The 20413-nt window shown below is 60.9% G+C and carries 18 protein-coding genes and 1 pseudogene; 5 read left to right on the top strand and 14 right to left on the bottom strand.

Going from position 1 to position 20413, the window contains the following annotated elements; genetic code table 11:
- Positions 1–10 precede the first annotated feature (10 nt).
- Positions 11–199 (bottom strand): DUF1656 domain-containing protein, encoded by a 189-nt coding sequence (locus KVH01_RS17065; RefSeq protein ID WP_217882178.1) that lies wholly within the window; start codon positions 197–199, stop codon positions 11–13.
- Positions 200–346: 147 nt separating this feature from the next.
- Here KVH01_RS17065 and KVH01_RS17060 point away from each other — a divergent pair, with 147 nt between their 5' ends.
- Together KVH01_RS17060 and KVH01_RS30850 are read left to right on the top strand one after the other, a co-directional pair.
- The gene (locus KVH01_RS17060) at positions 347–1132 is read left to right on the top strand and encodes an AraC family transcriptional regulator (RefSeq protein ID WP_217882177.1); all 786 of its coding nucleotides are present in this window, start codon (positions 347–349) and stop codon (positions 1130–1132) included.
- A gap of 356 nt (positions 1133–1488) precedes the next feature.
- Positions 1489–1563: pseudogene (locus KVH01_RS30850) on the top strand (BrnA antitoxin family protein); the annotation flags it as partial.
- A 732-nt stretch (positions 1564–2295) separates the two neighbouring features.
- On the opposite strand, the gene KVH01_RS17050 reads toward KVH01_RS30850, so the two are convergent.
- The 10 genes from KVH01_RS17050 to KVH01_RS17005 all read right to left on the bottom strand — a co-directional run bounded on the left by KVH01_RS17050 (position 2296) and on the right by KVH01_RS17005 (position 12559).
- Positions 2296–3375 carry a protein-glutamate methylesterase/protein-glutamine glutaminase gene (locus KVH01_RS17050; RefSeq protein WP_217882176.1) on the bottom strand — a complete coding sequence of 360 codons (1080 nt, stop codon included), beginning with the start codon at positions 3373–3375 and terminating at the stop codon, positions 2296–2298.
- Positions 3338–3871: a chemoreceptor glutamine deamidase CheD gene (gene cheD / locus KVH01_RS17045; protein WP_217882175.1), complete on the bottom strand. Its 534-nt coding sequence runs from the start codon at positions 3869–3871 to the stop codon at positions 3338–3340. The genes KVH01_RS17050 and cheD overlap by 38 nt, the downstream gene beginning before the upstream one ends.
- Positions 3868–4677, bottom strand: a complete 810-nt coding sequence (locus KVH01_RS17040) for a CheR family methyltransferase (protein WP_217882174.1) — start codon at positions 4675–4677, stop codon at positions 3868–3870. The genes cheD and KVH01_RS17040 overlap by 4 nt, the downstream gene beginning before the upstream one ends.
- A gap of 9 nt (positions 4678–4686) precedes the next feature.
- A complete protein-coding gene (locus KVH01_RS17035) occupies positions 4687–5226 on the bottom strand; it encodes a chemotaxis protein CheW (RefSeq protein WP_043051385.1) in 540 nt (179 codons plus the stop codon).
- Between the two features lie 35 nt (positions 5227–5261).
- Complete coding sequence (locus tag KVH01_RS17030) at positions 5262–6920, bottom strand: methyl-accepting chemotaxis protein (RefSeq protein WP_217882173.1); 1659 nt, start codon at positions 6918–6920, stop codon at positions 5262–5264.
- A gap of 29 nt (positions 6921–6949) precedes the next feature.
- A complete protein-coding gene (locus KVH01_RS17025; protein ID WP_217882172.1) occupies positions 6950–8989 on the bottom strand; it encodes a chemotaxis protein CheA in 2040 nt (679 codons plus the stop codon).
- Between the two features lie 42 nt (positions 8990–9031).
- Positions 9032–9319, bottom strand: coding sequence for an STAS domain-containing protein (locus tag KVH01_RS17020; RefSeq protein ID WP_043051382.1), 288 nt, complete (start codon positions 9317–9319; stop codon positions 9032–9034).
- Positions 9320–9343: 24 nt separating this feature from the next.
- Positions 9344–9712 carry a response regulator gene (locus tag KVH01_RS17015; protein WP_043051381.1) on the bottom strand — a complete coding sequence of 123 codons (369 nt, stop codon included), beginning with the start codon at positions 9710–9712 and terminating at the stop codon, positions 9344–9346.
- Positions 9713–9722: 10 nt separating this feature from the next.
- The gene (locus tag KVH01_RS17010) at positions 9723–10634 is read right to left on the bottom strand and encodes a methyl-accepting chemotaxis protein (protein ID WP_370881260.1); all 912 of its coding nucleotides are present in this window, start codon (positions 10632–10634) and stop codon (positions 9723–9725) included.
- Between the two features lie 1019 nt (positions 10635–11653).
- On the bottom strand, positions 11654–12559 hold the full coding sequence (locus KVH01_RS17005) for a LysR substrate-binding domain-containing protein (RefSeq protein ID WP_124421709.1): 906 nt from the start codon (positions 12557–12559) through the stop codon (positions 11654–11656).
- A 118-nt stretch (positions 12560–12677) separates the two neighbouring features.
- Between KVH01_RS17005 and KVH01_RS17000 the strand changes: the two genes are divergently transcribed.
- Together KVH01_RS17000 and KVH01_RS16995 are read left to right on the top strand one after the other, a co-directional pair.
- A complete protein-coding gene (locus KVH01_RS17000) occupies positions 12678–14066 on the top strand; it encodes an MFS transporter (protein WP_217882170.1) in 1389 nt (462 codons plus the stop codon).
- Entirely contained in the window at positions 14063–15337 is a 1275-nt protein-coding gene (locus KVH01_RS16995; RefSeq protein ID WP_217882169.1) for a glucarate dehydratase family protein, read from the top strand. The genes KVH01_RS17000 and KVH01_RS16995 overlap by 4 nt, the downstream gene beginning before the upstream one ends.
- A gap of 149 nt (positions 15338–15486) precedes the next feature.
- Here the strand turns inward: KVH01_RS16995 and KVH01_RS16990 are convergent, their stop codons facing one another.
- On the bottom strand, positions 15487–15849 hold the full coding sequence (locus KVH01_RS16990; protein WP_217882168.1) for a response regulator: 363 nt from the start codon (positions 15847–15849) through the stop codon (positions 15487–15489).
- Positions 15846–18029 (bottom strand): PAS domain-containing sensor histidine kinase, encoded by a 2184-nt coding sequence (locus KVH01_RS16985; protein ID WP_217882167.1) that lies wholly within the window; start codon positions 18027–18029, stop codon positions 15846–15848. Before KVH01_RS16985 ends, KVH01_RS16990 begins: the two co-directional genes overlap by 4 nt.
- Before the next feature lie 240 nt (positions 18030–18269).
- Here KVH01_RS16985 and KVH01_RS16980 point away from each other — a divergent pair, with 240 nt between their 5' ends.
- Positions 18270–19289 carry an alpha/beta hydrolase gene (locus tag KVH01_RS16980; RefSeq protein WP_217882166.1) on the top strand — a complete coding sequence of 340 codons (1020 nt, stop codon included), beginning with the start codon at positions 18270–18272 and terminating at the stop codon, positions 19287–19289.
- Here the strand turns inward: KVH01_RS16980 and KVH01_RS16975 are convergent.
- On the bottom strand, positions 19266–19970 hold the full coding sequence (locus KVH01_RS16975; protein WP_217882165.1) for a hypothetical protein: 705 nt from the start codon (positions 19968–19970) through the stop codon (positions 19266–19268). The two genes, KVH01_RS16980 and KVH01_RS16975, sit on opposite strands and share 24 nt — an antisense overlap.
- Positions 19971–20413: the final 443 nt, after the last annotated feature.

The following is a 20413-nucleotide window of genomic DNA, read 5'->3' as shown; positions in this document are numbered from 1 at the left end:
GCGGCCTCGCTCAGCAATGGACGACCAGCGTCGACACGACAATGAGCGAGACGAAAAAACGCGCCAGCGCCGGGTGCCACGCCCGGTCCAACCAGCGGCGGCTCAAGCGCTCGATCAGCTGGTAGGCCAGGACGGACGCACCCAGGTAAACCAGCAAGGGCGGAAAGTAGAGGTTGGCAATCGAGATTTCGCTGAGCATGGCAAGCACCGGGATTCGGGAGGTTGTGGCATTCGCCCGCCCACTGGAGGCGGGGCTTGCAGGTAATGCTAGGCAATTACTGCCACTGCCGATATTGAGTACACTGCCAAAATATAATCAAATTCGGACAACCCTGGATGACCTTGCATGGCCGAAATCCACGTCGATCAGTTTGAGTACGACACCCTTTCCCAGCCCGCCGTAGCGCTGATGCTGGAAACCCAGCGCAACGACAGCGAGTCCGCCGTACACAAGCACCGCAAGGGGCAACTGGTGGTGGCGTATTGCGGTGGCATTGTGTGCACGGTGGAAGATGGCGTATGGATGGTGCCATCAGGGTTCGGCGTGTGGATTCCGGGGGGCGTCGCCCACAGCAACCGCGTGACGGCCAACGGGCAGGTGTGTTTTCTGTTCGTGGAGCCCGGCGCTGCGTCGCTGCCGGATCGCTGCTGTACCTTGGCGCTTACGCCATTGATCCTGGAGCTGATCCTGCACCTGAGCGGCCAGGCCCAGGCTTACCCGGCCAATTCGCGCAGTGCGCGGTTGGCCCACGTACTGCTCGAAGAACTTGAACTGGCGCCCACCGAACAGCTGTACCTGCCTTTACCCGCTTCAAACCCGTTGCGCACCATTGCCCGGGCACTGGCGCAAGATCCCGCCAACCGCACCACCATGGCGAGCTGGGCGCGTCACGTGGCCATGAGCGAACGCTCCCTGGCCCGCCTGGTAAAAGCCGAAACCGGTCTGACCTTCGGACAATGGCGCAAGCAATGGCAGATCATCGTCGCCCTGCAAAGCCTGGCCGAAGGGCAATCGGTGCAGAGAACCGCTGAAGCCCTCGGCTATGAGTCTGTCAGCTCGTTCATCACGATGTTTCGTAAAACCCTGGGCACCTCACCGGCCCGTTACCTGCGCAATACCACATTGCGGTAATGAACCGGTAACGCGCTTAAAGTGCGTAAGAAGCCGCCGCCGCAGTGGATGTGTAGTTTTTTTGGGGGTATCAAGCTCGAACAGAAAAGCGCACGTTCATGTGGTCTCGTCCTTTATCACCTCAGCATTCCAGCTCTACGTGATCTCATCTGACAATCCAAACAGAAGCAGGCTACGTAACAGCGCAGCCTTTACGCGCGGTTCCTCCTTCACATCTTTGGCAAGATAAGCCCCCGCCTCATTGAGCAAGTCATGGCGTGACCACTGCTCCTGGAAACGCTCTAGTAAGACCGCGTCGGCTCCGCCCTCCTCTCGACTAGCGGTTACTTCCATCACGTTTTTTGAAGGTTTGAACCATGAAAGACGAATACGACTTCAGCAGCGGCAAGCGCGGCGCCATCGCCAGCAGCAAAGGCAAGACTCGCATCACCAGCATCAACCTTTTTGAGGTTGAAGCGCTGGAGCAACAATTGATCGCTGTCGCTGGCGAATTGAATCGAGTGCTGCGAACACCAAAACCAACTAAAGCTAAAGATGAAACCACCCAATGAGTACTGACCCGATGGCGGTGCGTCAGCCCCAGATGTATTGACTGACACGCCCTCATCGGGGCAGAGGTATCTACACAACTGTGTAGCAGCCGACGCTAACCACGATGCGCAGCGAGCCGCTCTTGATCTTGATCTGCTTTTGATCTTGATCTTAGGCGCCCCGTAAACCACGCTGGCCGGAATTCGACAGGGATTTGGGGGGTAAACCGGCAGGGATGCCGGTTTAGCCGCCCCGCGCCATGGATGGCGCGTGGCGGCGGCCCCCCAAATCCCTGGCGGATTACGGGCACACCGAGCCTAAGCGAGGTGCCGAGTGGTGGGGCGAGGACCTTTTGCTTACTTTTGGCTGGGCCGGCATTCCGGTCCTTCCAAAAGTGAGCCGCTGTAAGAGCGGAACCCTAAGTGGCCGTTACCTAAATAATGGATATGTCCTCGGCCTGATCCAAGATCCCGGTCGGCCCTAAGGCCGCCATCGGGAGCAAGTCGAATCGTCGCACCGCCCCTCCCACATTTTTACCGCGTGCAGTCAATCAGACCACCACGAAATCAAGCCACCTCGGTTCAGGGTCACGCAAAAGTTGTGTACCGGCACAAGCAGCCTGGCAGTCAAGTTCACCGATGCAAAATCGCCCGATGAATATCCTCCAACGCCATGACGCGCTGCGCGGCGTTGAGCTTGATCGCTTCCTTGGGCATGCCGAACACCACGCAACTGGCCTCGTCCTGGGCCACTGTGGTGGCACCGGCCTCAAGCATCTCCTTGAGCCCACGCGCGCCGTCGTCGCCCATGCCGGTCATGATGATGCCCGTGGCGTTCTTGCCGGCGAACTTGGCCACCGAACGAAACAACACGTCCACTGACGGCCGGTGCCGGTTCACCAGCGGGCCATCGATAACCTGGGCGTGGTAATAGGCACCACTGCGGGTGACCATCAGGTGCTTGCCGCCAGGGGCGATCAAGGCCAGGCCAGGCAGGATGCGGTCATTGTTGCGTGCTTCGCGCACCTCGATCTCGCAGACGCTGTTGAGACGCTCGGCAAACGAGGCGGTGAATTTTTCCGGCATGTGCTGCACGATCACCATGCCCGGGCACACCCGCGGCAGCGCCGTCAGCACCGCCTCCAACGCTTGGGTGCCGCCGGTGGAGGTGCCGATGGCGACGATACGTTCGGTGGTCTGCGCCATGGCATGGCCGTTGGCGGCGGGCAGGATCGCATCCGCACTGAGCTTGCTGGCCGGGGCCAATGGCGACGGGCTGACGCTGCGCTTGCCCAGGTTCCTGACGTTGGAGTTCGCCGCGGCACGGATCGCTGTCACCAATTCGGCCGCCGATTCGATCAGGAAGTTCTTCAAGCCGGTGGTCGGCTTGGTGATGATTTCCACGGCGCCCGCTGCCAGCGCCTGCAGGGAGGTTTCCGCACCTTTGTGGGTCAGCGACGAGCAGATCACCACCGGCGTCGGCCGTTCGCTCATGATTTTCTTGAGAAAGGTGATGCCGTCCATGCGCGGCATTTCCACGTCCAGCACGATCACATCCGGCCATTCCCGGGTGAGTTTGTCCATGGCGAAAATAGGGTCGGAGGCGGCGCCCATGACGTGGATGTCCGGCGTGTCGGCGAGAATCGCCAGCAGTACCTGGCGCACCACGGCCGAGTCATCGACCAGCAGCACACTGATTTTTTTGGTAGGCATCTTGATGAAGTGTTCCCATTGGTTGGTGCCGGACCCAGACGTTGCCGTTCCACAAGTCGAACATGACCGTGCGATAACCGGTACTGCCCATGTCCTGGGCCGTCAGGTGCAGGTGATAGCGCTCGGCGAGGGCCAGCGCTGCGCGAATATTCAGGCTGGCCACGTCCTGGGTCGGCAAGCGGCGCGGCTGATCGGGGAACATCTTGCCGCCACCGAACAACTTGACCTGGTAATCCCGTGCCTGTGTGTCATTGGCCTGGGCCTGGCGCAGCAGCAGTTCCATGGCTTCGTCGCCATAGCGGCCATCCAGGGGTTGATGATCGCGCAGGCGCCCCGGCAGCATGAAGTGACACATGCCGCCGATCCGCCGTTGCGGGTGCCAAAAGGTGATCGCCACGCAGGAACCGAGCAAGGTGCGCAGGCGCGTCGGCCGCGTCGCAAAGCTGACCTGGCCAGGCGCTAAGACTACTTCGCTCGCATCGTCTGGTTTCTTCATGGTTTGCGGTAAATCGACGGCGCCACCAGCTTCAAGGTGTCGTTTACACCGTTGAGGCTTTCCGAGTGGCTGATGATGAAATAACCGCCGGGCTTGAGCAGTGGCAGCAGACGCGCGACCACCTGGCTCTTGGTCTGCTGGTCGAAATAGATCATCACATTGCGCAGAAAGATCACCTCGAACTCGCCCAGGGCCGGCAGCGCTTCGTTAAGGTTGACCTGGACAAAATTGACCCGGCTACGCAAGGCCTTGTCGATCAGGAAGGTGCCCTCCTGGCGGCCAGCGCCCTTGAGGCAGTACTTGGTCAGCAGCGGCTGGGGCAGCGTCCCGGCGCGCTCCATGGCGTAATGGCCGTTGCGCGCCTTGGCCAGCACCTGGGTGCTGATGTCCGAGCCGATCACTTCCCAGGGCGTGGTGCCCAGGCTCTCGGCCAGGGTCATCGCCAGGCTGTAGGGTTCTTCGCCCGAGGAACTGGCCGCGCTCCACACGCGAAAGACCTTGCCCGGTGCCGCCTGGGGCAGCACCTGCTGGCGCAGGAAGTCGAAGTGCTTGGGTTCGCGGAAAAAATAGGTTTCGTTGGTGGTGAGCAAATCCAGCGCAACCTGCAGCTCGCCCTTGCGCTGGTCACTCATGATCAGCTTGAAGTACTCGCCATAGCTGTGCAGCTCATAGTGCTTGAGGCGCTTGAACAGGCGCCCGGCAACCAGGGCTTTCTTGGCCGGCGACAGGTTGATGCCGGCCGCGCGATACAGCCAGCTCTGGAACTGGCCGAATTCACGATCGTCGATGGAGGCGGTTTCTGGCATGGTCGGCACTCAACGCGGATCGAGGTCGAGGGCCGGCGCTTGGCCACCCTCGGCCAGGCTGGACATCTCATCGATGGACAGCACCTTGTCCACCTCCAGCACGATCACGAACTTACCGTCGACCTTGGCCATGCCACCAATGAAATCGGCACGAATCCGCGCCCCGAAGCTGGGTGGTGGTTCGATCTGCGCAGCCGGGATCTCCTGCACCGCCGACACGGTATCGACCAGCAAGCCGATATCCTGTGGCTGGCCCTCTTCGGTATTCGCCTCGATGATGATCACGCAGGAGCGCCGGGTGATCGCCGAATTGGCCCGCCCAAAGCGCGCCGACAAGTCCACCACCGGCACCACCGCGCCACGCAGGTTGATCACCCCACGCACGAACGCCGGCATCATCGGCACCACGGTCAGGCTGCCGTATTCAATAATCTCCTTGATCCCCAGGATGCCGATGGCGAACATTTCGCCGCCAAGCATGAAGGTCAGGTATTGCGCATCCTCATCCACCGCAACCGCGGTATGCCGAGTCGTCATCACTGCGCCCATGTCACTCTCCTTGTAGGCCCGCATCGATCGTGGGATCAGAAGCGGGTGAATTCCGATTCGTCCGGGGCGCTGGCCAGGCTGTAGGCGAAGGCCTTGCGCGGCGTCTGTGGTTTCGGCCGTGGCGGCTGACGGTTGGGCTTGCTGCCGGGGCTGTCGACGCTGCTGCCCTGGACCGCGGCCCTGGGGGTTGAATCCAGCACGAAGAAGCTCATGGCCTGTTGCAGTTGCTCGGCCTGGCTGCTCATTTCTTCGGCCGTGGCCGCCAGTTCCTCGCTGCTCGAGGCATTTTGCTGGGTCACCTGGTTGAGCTGGGTCATGGCCGTGTTGATCTGCCCGACGCCCGCGGCCTGTTCTTCGGAGGCGGCGCTGATTTCCTGCACAAGGTCGGAGGTCTTGTTGATGGAGGGCACCATTTCGTCGAGCAGCTTGCCGGCCTTCTCAGCCATGTCCACGCTGCTGGAGGACAGCTCGCCGATTTCCTGGGCGGCGACCTGGCTGCGTTCGGCCAGCTTGCGCACTTCGGCGGCCACCACGGCAAAGCCCTTGCCATGCTCGCCGGCCCGAGCGGCCTCGATGGCGGCATTGAGGGCAAGCAGATTGGTCTGGTAGGCGATGTCATCAATGATGCTGATGCGCTGGGCGATTTTCTTCATCGCCACCACGGTCTGCTGTACCGACTCGCCGCCTTCAGTGGCTTCCTTGGCGGCCTTGCTGGCCATGCCATCGGTGACCTTGGCGTTTTCGGTGTTCTGGTTGATGCTGGCGCTCATCTGCTCCACCGAGGCACTGGTTTCCTCGACGCTGGCGGCCTGTTCACTGGTGGCCTGGCTCATCGATTGCGCGGTGGCACTGACCTGCTCGGAGGCGCTGGCGAGGTTATCGGCGGCGTTGCGCACTTCGCCGATGATATGCGCCAGCTTGCCGACCATATTGCGCATGGCGTTGAGCACCATGCCGGTTTCATCTTTGGCACCCGGTTCGATGTGGGCGTTGAGGTTGCCTTCGGCCAATTGCTCGGCAGCGGTTGCGGCTTGGCGCAGTGGGCGGGAAATGATGCGGGCGATGAATACCGCCAGGCCCAAACCGATCAACAAGGCCGCGACCAGTACCGCGATGATCGACAGGCGTGCGTTTTCGTACAGCGCCGTGCCCTTGTCACCCGCGACCGTTGCGCCGGCGTCATTGAGCTCGACCATTTTCTGCAGGCGGCTGGTCACCTCATCGAAATGCCCCTTGGACTCCCCACTGAGCAAACCGCGTGCCTGGACTTCCTGGTTCTGCCGGGAAAACCCGAGCAATTGCTTGCTGCTCGCCAGGTACGCGTCCCACGCGCTTTTTACGCTGGCCAGCAGCTGACGATCTTCATCAGTCGACAGCAACTGCTCATAGGTGCCCATGCGGGTTTCGAACTGTTGGCGCGCGTCGGCGGCTTCACGTTCGGCCTGGGCCTTTTCCTCGGCGATCTCGGTCGCGAGGTGGCGGTTTTCCTTCAAGCGATAGTTGGCGGCAAAAAAACGCATGCCTGCCGCTGCGCGCATGGAAGGCATCCAGTTGCCCTTGATATCCTGGGCGGCCAGGTTGACGGCGCCAAGCTGGTGGATGGCGAAGCCACCCATGGCCGCAGTGAGCGCCAGGACCACCAGGAACGAGCTGATCAACTTGGTGGAAATCTTGAGATCGTAGAACCATTTCATCGGGGAACCTCCATGGAATTGCAAAGACATCAGCGAGCAACGACCGGCGGCGATTGAGGCGCCAGGGGCGTGCGGGCTTCCAGTTGTACGATTTGGTTGAGCAGTGCCGGTACATCCAGGATCAGGGCCACCGCGCCGCTGCCCAATATGGTCGAGCCGCTGATGCCGCGCAGTGCGCCGAACAGCTTGCCCAGCGGTTTGATCACGGTCTGGAACTCGCCGAGCAGGTCATCCACCACCAGCCCGGCCTTGTGTTCGGCATAGCGCACCACCACCACGTTCTGGCGCCGTGCAGCGGGCCCTTCGTGGCTGAAGTGTTCGCGCAGGTCCACCAGCGGCAACACCTCGCCACGCAAGTCCAGATAGCCGTCGTCGCGGCTGGACTGGCGCTGGCGTTCATCCAGCTCGATGCATTCCTGGACCATGTCCAGGGGAATCACATAGGTGGACTGGTCGATGGCGACCAGGAACCCATTGATGATCGCCAGGGTCAGCGGCAAGCGAATGCGCACCACGGTGCCTTCGCCGGGGCGACTGTCCAGGTCGACGGTGCCGCGCAACAAGGTGATATTGCGCTTGACCACGTCCATGCCGACGCCGCGCCCGGACAGGTTGGTCACCGCCTCGGCGGTGGAGAAACCGGCTTCGAAGATCAGGTTGTAGATCTCCTGGTCGGTCAACACCGCACCGCTGGCCACCAATCCGCGTTCCTGGGCTTTTTGCAGGATGCGCTCGCGGTTGAGCCCGGCGCCGTCATCGGCGATTTCAATGACGATGCTCCCGGAGTCATGGTAGGCATTGAGGCTCAGGTGGCCCTTGCCCGGCTTGCCGGCCGCCTGCCGCGCATCGGCGCTTTCGATACCGTGGTCCATGGCGTTGCGCAGCAGGTGCATCAGTGGGTCGCCGATTTTCTCGACCACGGTCTTGTCCAGTTCGGTTTCCGCGCCACTGATGATCAGTTCGATGTCCTTGCCCAGTTCCTGGCTGATATCGCGCACCACACGGCGGAAGCGGTTGAACGTGTCACCAATGGGGATCATGCGCAGGTGCAGGGCGCCATCGAGGATCTCCTCCACCAGCGCCGATACCGTCGAGGTCGCCTCTTGCAGGGGGTCGTTGTCACAGGAGCGGGCCAACAGGCTTGAGCCGGCACTGGCGATCACCAGTTCGCCAACCAGATTGATCAACTCGTCGAGCTTGTCGGCGTTGACCCGCACGTAATTGCCGTCGCGGGGTTTCGTCTCGGTGGCTGGCGCAGAACGCTGCGGTGTCGCCGCCACGACGCCCTGCTCTGCCTGGGTGACCCGGTCGCCGGCAACGACCGCAGTGCTCCCAGGCGCTTCGTCGACAGCACTGATGTGCACCTCGCAGTCGTCACGCACAAAGTCGAACACTTCGTTGAGGGTGGCGTGACTGGCCGTCGAACGCAGGCCGATCTCGAACCCCAGGTAGCAGCTCTCCGGGTCCCAGCGGTCTATGGGCGGAATGCTGTCGGTCAGGGTGGTGACCTGCAGCACCTGCCCCAGGGTCTCGAGGTAGCGCAAAAATGACAGCGGGTCCATGCCATTACGAAACACGTCCACGCCGAAGCGCAGGGAGATGTGCCAGAGCACTTCGACCGCCGTGCCGTCGGCCACCTCCGCGGTTTCGACGCTGGTAGTGACGGTTCGCATCGGCTGATAGGCACTCAGCGCCTCGCGCAAAGCCTCACCGCGCTCCAGAGCGGCAGGCGTCGGCGCCTCACCGCGGTTGGCGACCACTTCGACCAGTTCGAGCATGTGGTCGCCGCATTTGAGCAGCAGAGCGATCAATGCGGCGTCCACCGCCACATTGCCTTCGCGCAGGCGGTCAAGCACGTCTTCGACGATATGCGTGAAACCCACGATCGACGCCAGACCGAAAAGGCCCGCCGAACCCTTGATGGTGTGCGCGGCGCGGAAAATCGCGCCGATGGCGTCCTGGTCGCCGGGCTCGCTTTCCAATTGCAAGAGGGATTGCTCCATGGCCTGCAACAGCTCGCGTGCCTCAACGATGAATGTCTGCTGTGCCTGATCGAGATTGATGCTCACCTGGACTGTCCTTGTCGATCAAAAAAACATGGGAAGTGGCGACTACAAGCCTGCGCTACGGCACAGTTGCAGTGCGTGCATGACCGCCTGGCTCTGGCCGGTCACACTCAAGGCTGTACCGGCAACGCCCGCCTCACGCTGGACAACTGCAAGCAACTGCAAACCGGCGCCATCCATTTCCGTGACCTGTGACAGGTCCAGCTCAAGGCGCGGCGTGGCGCCCATCTGCGGCAGCAGCGCAGCCGCCAGTTCCGCCACGGTGTAGATCGTCAGCTCGCCTTCAATGCGCACGCAGGTGGTGCCGTCGAGTGTTTCAGTGCTGATGGGCATGGCAGCCTCCCTGGCGCCGGATGATCAAGGCAGGATCAGCTTGGAAACGGCTGCGAGCATTTGCGCCGGCTGGAACGGCTTGACCACCCAGGCCTTGGCGCCGGCGGCCTGGCCCTCGGCCTTCTTCGATTCCTGGGACTCGGTGGTCAGCATGATGATAGGCGTGAACTTGTAATTGGCCAGCTTCTTGACCTCCTTGACGAAGGTGATGCCGTCCATGTTGGGCATGTTCACGTCGCTGATGATCAGGTGGACTTTCTGCCCGGTGAGCTTGCTCAGGGCATCCCTGCCGTCGCTGGCCTCGATCACGTCGTAGCCGGCGCTTTTCAAGGCAATGCCGACCACTTGTCGCACGCTGCTGGAGTCGTCGACCACTAATACATTCTTCGCCATGGTGTACTCCTTAAAAAAAGGTGATGTCTTGGGAATTCGGCTGCGCGGCTGCCACTCCGTGGTGCAGGCGCCGCTGTTCGTCGGTGGCATAGGTGGCTTCCATGCGCGCCAGCCACTGCCGGGCGTCGACGCCCACCGCCTGGTCCGGCGCCTGGCTGGCCTGCAGGAGGTGGTCGTGCAAGGCGTGCATGTTGTCGCGCACGTGGCTGAGGATCTGGCTGACGCGGTCCTGGAATTGCAGGCTGACCAGCACTTCGGTCATCTCATCGCGGATGCCGTAGCTTTCCTGCTTGAGCAGGTCGGCGGATTCGGCCAGGCGCCCGGTGATGCTCTGGAAGCGCTCGAGCACTTTCTGAATACTGTTTTCGGACTCGGCCACCGAGTGGCTGTCCTCGTCGGCACTGCTGGACGCGGCCTGCACCAATTGCGTGATGGCGTTATTGATGATGTCGACCTTGGCCGACATCTGCTGGCCGGTTTCACTGGATTTGTTCGACAGGCTGCGCACCGCATCGGCCACCACCGCAAAGCCGCGCCCGGCCTCACCGGCACGCGCCGCCTCGATGGCCGCGTTGAGGGCCAGCAGGTTGGTTTGCGCGGCAATCGCCGCCACGTCGGCGGCCATGGCGCGCAGTTCCTTGGTATAGGCAGTGAGGCTGCGGACCTGGACCAGGGTCTGGTCACGGCTGGTCTGTGTGGCTTTGAGCGAATTGATCACCTGGCTCAGCTCGCTGTCGCTGCGCGCCAGCACCTCGAGCGCGCCGTCGGCCGACTGCCCATCCAATTCGCCGGCAGCCTGCTGCGAGGCCTGTACCGTTTCCTGCAATCGCGCGGCGATCCCGGTAAAACGGTTGGCCAGGCTCACAATCGCTTCTTCGGTCTGGTGCCGCGAGCTTTCCACCTGCTTGGCCCAGATTGGCATGGCACCGAGCAGCACTTCATCGAGCTGTGCGCGAGAGGCCATGCCGTGGTGCGCTGCGTCCACCGCCGACTGATCCGCCTGCGCCCGCGCCGTCGCATGCAGCACCGCGTTGCGCTGCGAATGTGTGCTCCAGGCACAAGCACCCAGGCCCGTCAGCACCAGTACCGCGCTGGCCAGCAGATTGGCCGAGGAGGCTGATTGCGCCAGCAGCCACCCAACGGCAGGCACGACCGGTATAAGGGCAAACCAGCAAAAACGCGGATAATCAGGAAGGGAAATGCGGTCGGATTGACGCTGGGTCATGAGTTCGATCCTTGAACAGTGTTGCGGATATAGGGGGTATCTGCCCAGTACCTCGCAACTTTAGGATTCTGATGTGCCTTCCGTCTGTTTTATGACCATCAGGTGACGCACCCGGGTGCCTGGCCCCCTGGGGGCATGGGTATCTACACGACTTTGGCGTGGGCCTGAACCGGCTCCTGTGACGGCCTAACGGACGACAGGGATTCAACTGATGCCGAGCGGTGCAAATGTGGGAGGGGCGGTGCGACGATTCGACTTGCTCCCGATGGCGGCCTCAGGGCCGACCAGGATGCTGGATCAGACCGAGTACATATCCATTGCTGCGGTAACGGCCACTTAGGGTTCCGCTCTTACAGCGGCTCACTTTTGGAAGGACCGGAATGCCGGCCCAGCCAAAAGTAAGCAAAAGGTCCTCGCCCCACCACTCGGCACCTCGCTTAGGCTCGGTGTACCCGTAATCCGCCATGGATTTTGGGGGCCGCCGCCACGCGCCATCCATGGCGCGGGGCGGCTAAACCGGCATCCCTGCCGGTTTACCCCCCAAATCCCTGTCGAATTCCGGCCAGCGTGGTTTGACGGGGCGCCTGAGATCAAAAGCAGATCAAGATCAAGATCAAGAGCGGCTCGCTTCGCATCGTGGTTACTGACGGCGCTACGTCAGAGTTGTGTAGATAACCATGCCCCTGGCTGCGCAGCTTTCGCCAAGACCAGGCCCCTCACCCTCCTCCCCACCCGTCGCGCACCGCGTGCCGAATCCCTTCCAGCAGCATCGCGAACGCCGGGTTGTCGTTGTTCTCGCGCCAGATCAGATGAAGCTCGCTTTGTACGCCCTCGCCCAGGTCGATATCGCGGAATACCACGTTCTTGAACACTACGCTGGTGGCGCAACGGGGGACCAGCGCCAGGCCCATGGCGGCGTTGACCAGGGCGAGGATGGTCAGGGATGAGCCGAGCCACTGCACATAATCCGGGGCGACGCGGGCAGAGCGCAGCATGCCGGTCAGCAGTTCGTTGAACGGCGGATAGGCGGCGTGGGAGTACATCAGGAACGGCTGGCCGTCGAGGTCCTTGACCGACACGGTTTTGGCATCAGCCAGTGGATGGGTGTTGGGGACGGCCAGCACAAAAGGCTCGCGGACCAGGCATTCGGTGGCGTACCCGGGTTCCAGCAGCGGTGCGCGGGCAATGCCCAGGTCGATACGTCGAGCGCGCAAGGCCTCGTGCTGCTGGTAGGTGTTCATTTCCGACAGGTCGATTCGCACGTGGGGCTGGGTGATGCGTGTCTCGGCTATGACCTTGGGCAGGAACTCGTACACCGCGCTGCCGACGAAGCCGATATTCACCGAGCCGATGTCGCCCTGGGCAAAACGCCGGGCGGTCACTGCGGCCTGCTGGGCGCGCTCGAGCAGGTTCTGCGCCTCGATGAAAAACGCCCGGCCGGCCGCGGTAAGGGCGACGTTGCGGGTGTTACGGGTGAACAGCTCGACGCCCAAGTGATGCTCCAGCAACTGGATCTGCCGGCTGAGCGGCGGCTGGGTCATGTTCAGCCGTTCGGCAGCGCGGCGGAAATTCAGTTCAGTGGCGACGGTGGTGAAACAGCGCAGATGGCTCAGTTCGAACATTGATCTAATCCAGGTATCAATCGAATGCCAAGTTAGATTAGACGGGATCAATACCCGCGTCCATGATCGACCTACGTCACCAGCAATCCCCACAAAAACAACGATCGGGAGTCGCTCATTGAATACCCTGCAGAGTCCACCGGACCCGAACGTGCTTGCCCGGGCTGCCGCCAAGGTCAAGCGCCACGTCCTGCCGTTATTCGTGATCATGTTCATCGTCAACTACATCGACCGGGTCAATATCGGCTTTGTGCGCAGCCATATGGAAACCGACCTGGGCATCGGCGCTGCCGCCTATGGCCTGGGCGCCGGGCTGTTCTTCGTCGGTTATGCGATCTTCGAAGTGCCCTCCAATCTACTGCTGCAACGCTATGGCGCCCGCGCCTGGCTGACGCGCATCATGTTCACCTGGGGCGCCGCCGCGATGGCCATGGCCTTCGTCCAGGGTGAAACCAGCTTCTATGTGCTGCGCTTTGTCCTCGGCGCCGCGGAAGCCGGCTTCTTTCCCGGCATCATTTACTACTTCACCCAATGGCTGCCCTCGACCGAACGCGGCAAGGCCATGGCGATTTTCCTCAGTGGCTCGGCCATCGCCTCGGTGATCTCCGGCCCGGTGTCCGGCGCGCTGCTGCACATCGATGGCTTGAACCTGCACGGCTGGCAGTGGATGTTCCTGGTCGAGGGCTTTGCGTCCATCGCCCTCTGCGGTTTTGTCTGGTTCTGGCTGCAATCCCACCCACGGGAGGCCAAGTGGCTCAGCGAGGAAGAAAAAGCCGCGCTGATCGCCGCCATCGACCAGGAGCAGCGGGCCCGGGAAGCCACGCAGACGGTCAAGCCGTCGATGTTCAAATTGCTGGCCGACAAACAGATCGCGCTGTTCTGCTTCATCTACTTTTCCATTGCCCTGACCATCTACGGCGCCACGTTCTGGCTGCCGAGCATGATCAAGAAGATGGGCAATCTCGGTGACTTCCAGGTCGGGCTGTTCAATTCGATCCCATGGATCATTTCCATCATCGCCATGTACGGCTTCGCCGCCATGGCCAGCAAATGGAAATACCAGCAGGCGTGGGTCGCGCTGACGCTGTTGATCGCCTCGTTCGGCATGTTCATGTCCACCTTCGGCGGGCCGGTCTTCGCCTTCGTCGCCATCTGTTTCGCCGCGATCGGCTTCAAGGCCGCCTCGGCACTGTTCTGGCCAATCCCGCAAGGCTACCTGGATGCGCGCATCGCGGCAGCGGTGATCGCCCTGATCAACTCCATCGGTAACCTTGGCGGCTTCGTGGCCCCGACCACGTTCGGCTTGCTGGAGCAGACCACCGGGTCCATCGAGGGCGGGCTGTACGGTTTGGCCGGCGTTTCGCTGGTGGCTGCCGTGGTGATCTTTTTTGCCCGAACCGCGCCGCGTGGCGAGGTTCCGAACGCGCCGTGCAAAGACACTGCGCCAAAGAAGCCGCCGATGAGTCACCCAGCCCTGAAATCTGATGCAACGGGAGCAGCCTCTTGAAAATCACCCGCGTCACCGTCACCCCCATCGCCTTCCGTGATCCGCCTTTGCTCAATGCCAGCGGCATTCACGAACCCTTTGCTCTGCGCTCGATCATTGAGATCGAAAGCGACACCGGCTACATCGGCCTCGGTGAAAGCTACGGCGACGCTCCGGCGCTGGCGATCCAGCAGCAGTTGCAAAGTCAGCTGATCGGTCTTGACCCGTTCAATCTCAATCACCTGCGGGCCATTGTCCAAGCCACGGTGGCGGCGAACAAACCGCCGACCCTGGGCGGCGCCGAACTGGCCCCGGGCTCCCACGCGAGCAAAGCGGTGAGCAATGCCTATTCGGCGTTCGAAGTGGCGTTCCTCGATCTGCAGGCACATGCCCTGAACCTACCCTTGGTGGACCTGCTGGGCGGGGCGATACGCGATGAGATTCCGTTCAGCGCCTATTTATTCTTCAAATATGCGCAACACGTGGATTCACCCTACAGGCCGGACAGCTGGGGCGAGGCGCTGAACGAAGAGCAGATCGTTGCCCAGGCGCGGCGGATGATCGAGGCCTATGGCTTCAAGAGCATCAAGCTCAAGGCCGGTACCTTGCCGCCGGAGCATGAAGTGGCGTGCATCAAGGCCTTGAAAAAGGCGTTTCCCGGCTATCCGCTGCGCATTGATCCGAACGGTAACTGGTCGCTGGAAACCTCGATCCGCATGGCCGAACTGCTCGGTGATGACCTGCAATATTACGAAGACCCTACGCCGGGCCTGGAGGGCATGGCCCAGTTGCATAAACGCACCGGCCTGGCGCTGGCGACCAACATGGTGGTCACCGATTTCGAAGAGTTACGCCGCAGCGTGGCGCAGGACAGCGTGCAGATCGTCCTCGCCGACCACCACTACTGGGGCGGCCTGCGCGACACCCAAGTGCTGGCAAAAATGTGCGAGACCTTTGGCCTGGGGGTGTCCATGCACTCCAATTCGCACCTGGGTATCAGCCTGATGGCCATGGCCCACGTCGCCGCCTCGGTGCCCAACCTCGATTATGCCTGCGACACCCATTACCCCTGGCAAGAGCCGGACGAAGAAGTGATCAAGGGCGGCAAGCTGCCGATTGTCGATGGCTGCGTGAAAATCACCCGGGCCCCGGGGTTGGGCCTGGAGCTGGACCACGATCAGCTCGGCAAGCTGCATGATCAATACCTGACCTGTGGCATTCGCCAGCGCGACGACGTGCGGCAGATGCAGCGTTATGACCCGGCGTGGAAGGCGGTCAAGCCGAGGTTTTGATTAGGGGAGTCTGATGAGCATGTAGCAACCTTTGGTCCGGGAATGCCGCTGCGCTTGCCCGGACTTTTTTTGTAGGTTGAACGCTGTTCGTAAATGGCTTGGCATTATGGAAAACGGCAATGTTGTTCCCAAGCGGGTCGTGGGTTTACTTAAGACTCCAACAGCAACGCAATTTTCAACCGAAGGTCTTTTTCCGCAAACGGCTTATGCAGCACCGGACAGTCACTAAACTCTTCCGGCAAGCCGCTGCCGCCGTAGCCCGTACTGAACAAAAACGGAATGTGGCGGGCCCGCAGAATCCGCGCCACAGGGAAAACCCGCTCTCCAGCAATGTTCACATCCAGGATCGCCAAGTCGACATCCACCACATCTGCCACTTGCACCGCTTTGGCGAGTTGGGCCACGGAGGCGACTACGGTGCACTCCAGGTCTTCGAGCATTTCCTCGATCAACATGGCGATGGTGCCTTCGTCTTCAACCAGGAGCACTTTGGTGCCTGGGAATGTGGTCATGTCTGGTTCTCAGCGAGCATAAACGAGAAGCGGCAGTGAACGCCCTCACGGGCGAAGTCGAGTTCGAACGAACCGCCTAGATCACGCTCGATGCAGCGCTTCATCAACCGCGAACCCAAGCCTTCGCGCTCCGGCGTGGACACCGCAGGCCCTCCCTGTTCGCGCCAGTCCACGGTGAGCAGCGCGCCGCTCGGCTGCGGTAGAACGCTCCAGGCCACCGTGAGTGTCCCGGGGTCGGTGGACATCGCTCCGTATTTAAGGGCGTTGATCGCCAGTTCATTGAGCGTCATGGTCAGGTTCAGGGCGACGCGGGTGTCGACCTCGACGGCATCACCGGCGATCACCACGCGACCGGAATCATGACCAAACACCGGCACCAACACTTCCTGGGCCAGCACTCCCAGCGGCGTAAGGCCCCAGTGCCGCTTGGTCAACAGGTCGTGGGCACGCGACAAGGCCAGCAGCCGGGCTTCGAACCGGGTGTAGCCGTCTTTGGCATCCTGCGCGTTGCGTGCGGTCTGGGACGCCAGGGACTGGACCGTGGCCAGGGTGTTCTTGACCCGATGATTGAGTTCGTCGATCAAGTTCTTTTGTCGGTCTTCGGCCTGCTTGCGCTCGGTAATATCCACGAGCATGTTGATCGCGCCGATCAGGTTGCCTTCGGCGTCGTGCAACGGGGTCGGATATGGCGTGAAAGGCACGCGGGTGCCATCCGGGCGCTCGGCGACGGCCTCGACGCCGCGTATGGCGCGGTTTTCCTTGAGCGCCACGGCCATCGGGCATTGGTCGTGAGGCAGAAAAGAGCCATCGGTGTTAAACAGTTTCCAGGTGACACACCACAGGTCCCCCAGTTGCGGCGTGCGTCCCGATAACTCGACGGCCGCACGGTTAAAGAAGGTGATACGCCCCTCGGCGTCGGTGGTGTAGACCGCCGCCGGCATGGCCTCGAGCAGATCGCGCATGTGCCGCTCACTTTCACGCACGCGGTTTTCCATTTCTCGGGCCAGCGTGACGTCCTGGATGACCCGCACACCATAGCGGAACCGGCCATCGGGCGCCCTGACCGAGGAGCTATGCACATCCAGGTAAAGCGCCTGGCCATCGAGCTTCACCGCCCGTTTGCGCAGCACGTAGTTGTCCAGTTCACCCGCCACCTGCCGGGCGTATAACGCCGCGTCCTGCTCGACACTGTCTGGGTGGGCGTAGTCCAGGAAGGTCATCGCCAGCAATTGCTCTCGAGAACGCCCGAGCATGGTGCAAAGGGCATCATTGACCCTCAGCAGACGGCCGTCCTCGCCCGCCTCGGCAATGCCGATGGTCGCCGCCTCGTAGGTCGCCGCCAGCCGGTCATCGCTCTCCTGACGTCCGGTTTCAGCATCGTGCACGCGGGTCACGTCAATGGTGAAGCAACGTGTGTTGAAGAATTTACCGTCTTCGAATCGCCCATTCGAGGTAATCGCGACGTGCCTGATAGTGCCGTCCCTGGCCCGCAGGCGCGCCGGGTAACTGTTCAGGCAATCACCGCTGCCGAGTTTATGCAGGATGTCGCCGATGACCGGTTCATCCACATGAAATTCAGTGATATGACGGCCGATGTACTCGTCCGCGGTATAGCCCAACAGGGACAACTCGGCTTTATTGGCGCGCAGGATAATGCCCTCGCCACTGACAATATGCAGGCCCACGGCGCTGTTTTCGAAAAAGTCTTCGAGATCGGAGCTTTTGCGCCGCAGTTCTTCGGCTATTGCGTGGTGCGCCGAGACGTCCTGAAAGCAATTGATCGCGCCTTGGATTTCTCCATGCCGATCTCTGAGGGTGCGGATATTCATGAGCGCAACGAATCGCGACCCGTCCGGGCGCTCAATCATGACTTCCTGGTTACGCGCACACAGGCCTGCGTTGAGCGTCGACGCCATCGGACATTCGTCGACCGCCAATGACGCGCCGTCTGTCGTATAAAGTCGATATGAGCCGCAATAGCGGTCCCCATACTTACCCAGGGCAGGTGTTCGTCCCCACAAATCAACTGCTTCGCTGTTGAACCTGACAAGCCACCCGTCGCGGTCACAGAGGTAGATCGCCCCAGGAATCACATCGAGCAAGTGAGTCCCCATCGCGACCAGGCTCTCGTACTCACTGGATTCGCGTGTGGCTCTGGGGGACTGGTCAACATTCAACATACTTCCATCCTCACAGCACCTGTGTTGAAAAACGCGCCTGCTACTGCCGCCTTCAGCTCTTCCCTGAGTGTATGTGCTGAGAAGACATTCCACCGTGGATAAATTTCATTCACATGCAAGACTTTGCCTGGGACGCCAGAGGCGCTGGAAGGCTAAAAATGGGAACGAAACATTAAGCATACCGCTCAGTATAGTGTCGCCGCTTCGAGTTTATCAGCCGACGTAGCATGAGGAGAGACTGTGTCCACTTCCAAGCTGACCTCGCGTGTCCTCAAGACCCCGCGCCATACGACGTACTATGTAGAGATGGGACCAGCCGATGGGCCATTGATGCTGTTCCTGCACGGTTGGCCGGAGCTCAGCCTGATCTGGCGCGCACAGATAGAAGCGTTCGCTGCACAAGGCTGGCACTGCGTTGCACCCGACATGCGCGGTTATGGCAGCTCTTCTGCACCAGCCCCCACGCATGCGTACACCCTTGAAAACATCGTGGCCGACATGGCAGAACTTCACGACCATCTCGGTGGCAGGCCCGCCATCTGGGTGGGCCACGATTGGGGCAGTGTTGTGGCGGGTGAACTGGCCGCTCATGAACCCCAGCGCAGCCGCGGTGTTGTATTGATTTCGGTTCCGTACTTCCCCACCACTAACGCCCTGCCGACACTCGTCCCACTGGTTGACCGCTCGATCTATCCGGCGGACAAGTATCCGGACGGTCAATGGGATTATTACCGCTACTACAACACACACTTTGAATCCGCTATTGCTGACCTTGATGCGGATAAAGCTGCATCGCTGGCGTCGATTTATCGACGAGGCGACCCGGCGAGTACCGGCAGGGTTGCAGCCAATGCCGAAGTGACCCGCAAAGGCGGACGGTTTGGCCAGGCGCACCGGGCGCCACTCACCCAGCCAGACCTTGCGCTCTGGCCGCAGGCAGACTTCGCGCATTTGGTGCGCAGCTTCGAGGCCCATGGTTTCCGCGCTCCCTGCGCATGGTATTTAAACGACGCTGCCAACATTGAATATGCCCAAAGGGCGCCCAATGGCGGCCACTTGTCTTTACCCGTGCTGTTTGTGAACGGCGATTACGACCAGATGAATACCATCAAGGGTAATCGGCTGGGCGATCCAATGCGGGCGGCCTGCGCAGATCTCACCGTGACAAGCCTACCCGGCGGGCATTGGTTGCCGGTGGAGTGCAAGATGGAACTGGTTGAAGCCATAAGCAACTGGCTACGGAGCAGGAGGCTTGGATGACGACAAGACGTCGCTCCTCCAGGGACCGTCCCACGAGGCTGCCTCTAAACACGCAAACAGTTGTGAAACGTTTTCGAAACAGTCGCGTAGCGAAACATTGGATAGCTGCTCTTCGATAGCGGCCCACTCACCATGAGCAAAAGCATTTCTAATGCCTCGAAAGCTGTGAACGGTATGCAGGACTTGCGCATCTACCACATAAGGCAGTCCTGAGGATTCAAGGTGCTCCAAAAGGAACTGGATATCGCTCACGCGAGACCCGGAAGGTTTGCGCGCAATCGCTCCATACAGATCCTTCACCACACGCTTCAGCCCCCACTCCACAAAGCTGCATAGCAACACAATGGAGGTCGCCTGAGTGACTACGGTCAGATTGTCTTCCCAGCGTGGAATCTGGTCATCGAGCCAGTCCAGCGCTTCAGCGCCGGGACCAGAGCCCGCCATGTACGACTCGCGCTGATCGACGAGTGTCGAGTGGTGCTGATCGACAGTCACGAGCTGCAGGAAGCAGTAGTCATTGAGCTGCTGAAGTTTTTCGAAGAGAACCCAGAAGGTCTCAGAGAATCGCTCAGGCTGGTAAATGTAAGTACCGTCTGCTATTGGCGTCCCGTCGTCCTCCGTCACTAAGCTTAATGCCCAAAACAGTCCATAACGTTCAGCGATATCCAATTCATTATCCAACAGTCGTATCCCTGGTGATTCCGTGCTTTTAAAGTCTTCAGGTCAGAAAATCACCGATTGTATTGGCTACCCTGTGCGCTTCATACAGGAACAGGCGTTGTAGCCTCATAATCGACAGGCATCTACGTGACACGCCTCGGTCAAATGTGGGAGTCCCCACCACATCTTCGATGTGACGCTGTCGCGCAGCAAACTAGGGAGCTTGCTCCTGTGGCGGCCTTATAGCCGACCTGATCGTTGAAGCTTGCGCGTACCCCTGTGGGAGCGGGCTTGCCCGCGAAGGTCGTTAACGATGACGCGGGAAACTAGAAAGAACGCGGCGTTCTCAGGTTTTTCGCGAGCAAGCTCGCTCCTACAGAAAAGCAGAAGCGCCGCCAGCGTATCTGCGATGCGCAGCGAGTCGCTTTTGATCTTGATCTCAGGCGCCCCGTTAAACCACGCTG

It is taken from the genome of Pseudomonas khavaziana (assembly GCF_019145205.1).
In the GTDB taxonomy this organism is placed as follows: Bacteria; Pseudomonadota; Gammaproteobacteria; order Pseudomonadales; family Pseudomonadaceae; genus Aquipseudomonas; species Aquipseudomonas khavaziana.
This window is presented reverse-complemented; position numbering and strand designations above follow the sequence as displayed.